At 56.1% G+C, this 5032-nt stretch carries 4 protein-coding genes; all 4 read right to left on the bottom strand.

Annotated elements, in window-relative coordinates:
- Window positions 1-218: 218 nt before the first annotated feature.
- Window positions 219-866 carry a hypothetical protein gene (locus A6M21_RS00685; protein ID WP_078060283.1) on the bottom strand — a complete coding sequence of 216 codons (648 nt, stop codon included), beginning with the start codon at window positions 864-866 and terminating at the stop codon, window positions 219-221.
- Between the two features lies 1 nt (window position 867).
- A complete protein-coding gene (locus tag A6M21_RS00690) occupies window positions 868-1536 on the bottom strand; it encodes a replication-relaxation family protein (RefSeq protein WP_242868719.1) in 669 nt (222 codons plus the stop codon).
- Between the two features lie 592 nt (window positions 1537-2128).
- Window positions 2129-4018 (bottom strand): type IV secretory system conjugative DNA transfer family protein, encoded by a 1890-nt coding sequence (locus A6M21_RS00695; RefSeq protein ID WP_066665986.1) that lies wholly within the window; start codon window positions 4016-4018, stop codon window positions 2129-2131.
- Between the two features lie 18 nt (window positions 4019-4036).
- Window positions 4037-5032: helix-turn-helix domain-containing protein (locus tag A6M21_RS17665; protein ID WP_201721808.1), on the bottom strand; the 996-nt coding region annotated here is incomplete at its 5' end.

Consider the following 5032-nt stretch of genomic DNA (forward strand, 5'->3'; position numbering starts at 1 on the left):
GGCTGCGAATCGCCCGCTAAAATAAGGCCGGTGGCGGGGGGATAAAAAGCTCCGCCTTAGCGGAGCTTCCTTTTGACTCAATCTTCCTCTTGCGACACTCTCCGGCTTTATGCCGGAGTGTGCCGCCCCCACCGGCCAGGCCCGGACGGTCGCGACCACAGATTCTTTCTTCAAAGGCTGCGACGGTCCGGGCCGCCGCCCACGTATAAAACAACCTGTCAGTATTTCCAGTTTGCTTTTAACGCCTTGATTTTTAACCCGGTTTCCCTGGCTGCCCTTAGAATTTGCTTTTGCCTGGTTTCGTCGAACACCAGGAAGTCAACCACTAGCTGATTCCTTACCCCCGGGGGCAGGCGGGAATAGAGCTTGATCCTTTCCGACAGGTATTTTAAGGAATACTGGTAGTCGATTATCAGTGTGTGCAATAACCCTCCATTTTCGTAAAACAAGTCATTACCGCGCACGCACTTGGCCAGTACATCGTAGCTGGCCGCCATTAACCGGTTTAAAACTTCCTGGTGTGGCAGGTATTCAATGCCCAGCGCCAGGGCGAAATCACAGGCCACCAGGTGCTTTAACACCACATCCCCGCCGGCGTCCCGGTATCGTTTCGCATACCAGGGGTCGTCAATGCCGATTATCTCCCCGCCCCGGGGCGCAAGGTAGTAATACAATTGACCGCTTTCTAACCGGCCCGCTTTAATTAAATTCACCTGGCGCAAAGCCAGCACCCGGTTATAGGCTTTTTTCCTGGCGGTCTTGAAGATGCCGGCTTTTTGCAGTTGTTCTGTGGTGACGAAGCGCCATTTGGCAATAAACTCAAGAGTTTTCCTGTCCCGTTCAGTAACGAAAATCAGATTGATCACCTCAATTCCCGCCTGCCCCCGGGTGGTAGGTCAAGAACTCCCCCTGGGCGCCGTACTTGGTCAGGGTGAATTCCCGGCCGGCGGGACAGACCCAAACGGTTTTCCTGCCCGCAAAACCGGATACCTTTTCTTTAATCTGCGTCGGCGTGTATTTGCCGCAGTCGGTTTCCACCAGAATTTCCTCCCCGGTCTCGCTTGTGTAAGAGGCGTCCGGGACTTCCATCCCGCTGCCGCCCTTAAAGACACCATGTTCGATTTCCAGCGCGTCGCCGATACGCCAGGTCGCCTTTTCACTTTCGGAAAGCCGGAAGTAAACCTGGTTGGTCCGGATCTGGTGGATCACTTCGTTGGATTTGCCCGGGTGAATGAAAACAATGCTCCTGTCCAGGCCCGGCCCTTCCGGGCTGGTAGCCCACCGCTTGCCTTTGGTGTCCAGGCAATAGATTTTCATGAATGTCCCCGGCTTTTCCGCACCGACGGTATGACCCTTAAGATAACCGGCCTTTTCAAGCTGCTCCAGCCGGTCAGTGCAAGTGCGCTCTTTCGCCGCCGGCCAGTATGCGTCTCTTATCTGATTGACGGAAAGGACCCGGCACCGGGCCAGGTCCGTGAGAATGTTTTTATCCCGAACCGTAAGCTGCTTGGCCCGGGCGTATGCCTTCCTGGGCACGGCGCCCATCTCCTTCCCGAAGTTTTCGCAGTGAAGCGATAATCTTACCCCCGTCCGGCGAAGGCTGAAGGGGGGACCGGGGGGATATTTCATCCCCCCGGCGGGGTTAGGGGTTATAGGGGAAGGGGCGGAGCCCCATCCCCTATGCGGCCCGGAGCGGAGTCCCCCAAGAGGCGGCAGGTTGCCGTTCAGGCAAACGCCGCCGCAGGGGACGAAGCGCAGGGCCGCTGAGCAGTCCGGGTGAGCGCGAAAGCGCGAACCCCGGAGGCCGAAGGCGGCAGGCTGAGCGTAGCGAAGCCCTTGCCCGCCGAAGGCGGGTGCCGCCGAAGGCCGGAGCCTGGTTACTGTTCCTTGCCGAGCGTCAGCGAGGCTTAGGAACAGTTGCCAGGGGACTGCTCTAATTCCGGCGCGACGCGCCGGAACACGCGCGGCTTGCCGCGCGCAAAGCCGCCGGCGACAAGGCCGGCGGGGCTACGGCGGCCGGGGTAACCCGGCGGTGCGCCTGGGCGGTGTAGACCGGGGGGAACCGGACACCGGCCGGACGCACCGGGAGATGGCAAACGCTACCAAATAGCGGCAGCTTGCTGCCGCCCTACAGGGCGATGTCCTCCGCCTCTGCATTGCCAGCGTTTGCCATTTCAGCCGCCGGATTTGCCGCCGGCGGTTTACCGCCGGTGGGACGTTGTCGGCCGCCGTCCGGCTGGTTAACTAAATCGCGTTTCATCCGCGCCACCAGGTCGGCCACCGTCGGCACAGCCGGCCCCGGCCCGGCCGGGACCGGGTCCGGAAGGGGCAGACGCTCCAATTCGTCCTTCTCCATTTTTGTAACCAGGTACGAGTGGTTGCTTAGCGTAGCAAGTTCATTCCGACGGATGATTATCGACTTACCCGGGGGAAGGCTTTTTATCACGTTCGGATGCAACAAGGGCACCTCGATTTCAGTAATGTTTTCCCCCACCGAATACCGGCGGTCGCTGAAACTTAACGGCGGCTGCGATCTACTTTCGCTGCGGTTGGTGACTGTTTGCAGGATGCTGCCGCTGTAATCAGCAAACAGCCTGGCGTCTGCCGGGTCATCGGCACTGAAAACAATTTTTGTCCTGGTGTTGATCCGGATTGTGTTTACGAAGTCATCACCCACTGCTTGAAGATCACCTGTCGCTTGATTAGCCAGGATCATGGCATAATTTGCAGTTCGGACTTTACTGATCACGTTCCGGAAAGCTTGACAGGCCATGTTTTGGAATTCGTCAATAGCAATTACCACTGGCTGGGACTGCGGCGTTCGGTAGGCGGCAATATACTGCAAGTCTTGGGAAATCATCTTGCCTATGCCGGAACTGGCCTCCGGAGCCAGTGCGGAACGCAGGTCGAAGTACACCACGTCACCGGCCTTCATGACGGCCGCCAGGTCAATGTCCGCCTTGGCGGCATTGATTTGCGGCATATCAGCATATGCGGTTAACGCCGCCGTCAGGCCCTTAATCTGCTCCGGGTTGACTTCCTCGCCGGTCATTTTTTCCAGCAGTTTTTTGTCCTTGAGCACGTATAACACATCACCAATGGCGTATTTAACACGTTGGGCGTCAAAGAACTTGAGCAACGGGATGAAAATAGCTTGCTGAACATAGGTGTAAAACTTTCCCGCTCCATCAAAGACAAGGTCCAAGGCCGTCATAATCCGCTCACTTTTCGCCAGCGCGGTCCCGCTCGCCAGGGGGTTGTACGTATTGCACTTTACGGGAGCCAGGGTGAAGAAATAGAATTTCTTCCCGGCCGCTTTAGCTTCCCGGGCTATCAACTGGACGGCCTGCCGGTCGCCCTTGAAGTCGATCACCACCGCGGCCATACCGCGCCTGATGGCTTGGATGCAAAGCGGCGTGACGGCAAAGGCCGTTTTGCCGGACCCGCTGCCGCCCAGAATATGAATGTGTTCCACCAGGTCGGATACCGGTATGGTTATTGGGCGCCGCCGGTCATCCAGGCCCAGAAAAACCTGATTTGCCGGCGTCCGTTCCAGATACCGGTGAATGTCATACTTCACCCTGACAAACCGGATTTTACGGATGTCCCGGTAATCCTGCTCCTGCTTCCAATTGCGTCTTTTGACAAGATATACAATTCCGCCAAGCGCCGCAAAAACTGGCACGTTCAGCATAAACCAGATCACCCGGATCTGGGGAGCGTTTAGTTTCGCCGCCGGCGTGGTCAGCCACGCCCAGGCCGTTTTAAACGGGTGGTGCCAGTACCAGCCTACGCTGTCGTATGCGTGGGCTGCAGCCCCCTTTTGGGCCGCCGTGGCGAAAAGGGAATAGTTGTTGAACCTCACGGCCGCGCCGTGCAGCCAGGCGGCCGCCGTGCCCAGGAGCCACACACTCAGGACTATATATGCGCCGGCCAAACCCAGGCCGGCGGCCAGGATGATCAGGGGAATTTTGAATTTGCCCAATTCCGGAACTTGTAGATTGCGCAGGTTAATCATGACTTTATCCCTCCCAGATTAGGTTAAGTACAGTGATTTGAGCAGTTCCCGTTTTTTCTGCAGTCTCTCAGCATCTCCCGGGTCACTTGGTGCCTGTCCACCTTTTTTCCCGGGAGCAGCCCGGGGCTGCACATGCCCGGGTACATGCCGGTAATCATTCCGTAGTGCGGCCGTAAGTAAGCCGGGGACATTCCGGATACCGATACCTGCACCCATTTCACCAAGCAGCTTGATTTTTTCTCTGATCGTCTTTACCGGAAATTCTGTCATGAGATCTTGCAAAAAGCTCACATCCACCCGGGCACCGGTGGCCTCCTGGACGGCCGACTGCAATTCGCTAATAACGGCCGGTGCGTTATCGGTCAGTGCATTATCCCCGTCAGCCGCCCGGGTTTGCCCCGGCTCTTCGTCTTGCTGGCAATTGCTGGCAGTGGGGGGATCAACAACATCAACAACAACATTATTATGGATCTTGTTAGTGTCGTCTTTTCCTGTGTCAGGATAAGGCGACATAGGTTTTTTGTCAGCAAATTCAAGGTTTTTTCCTATGTCGTGATCTGACGACATAGGTTTTTCCTCCGCATCGTGTTCTGTTGGGTCTCCAAAACCCAGGTTGCTCAGGGGTAAAACTGTGTATCGATTGTTTGCCCAGCGTTCCCCTTTTTTTCCAGTGCAAACATTTTTTCTTGTTTTGGCTACAGTCACTATTGGTCTTCCATGCCACCGATACCGCAACAAACTGCTAATGCGTTCATTGGCCGCCTGACGCCCCACCCCCAGGGCTTCGGCTATTTGAGATTGCGATGGATAACAGTTCCCATTTGTGTCCATGAATGTCGCCAAAACACAAAGCGTTTTCCAATCACGGTCTGAAATGTCCGCCAAAAATCCGGATGTCCTGGCAGCTACATAGAGCTTAACATAAACCTGCTCCTGCCAATTTTTATTTAAAACGTCAAACTCTTTTTTTACCTCGACAGAGATTAGTTTTTGGGTAGAGTAGACCCTGGCACA

This window comes from Desulfotomaculum copahuensis, from assembly GCF_001655685.1.
Classification (GTDB): Bacteria; Bacillota; Desulfotomaculia; order Desulfotomaculales; family Desulfovirgulaceae; genus Desulfotomaculum_G; species Desulfotomaculum_G copahuensis.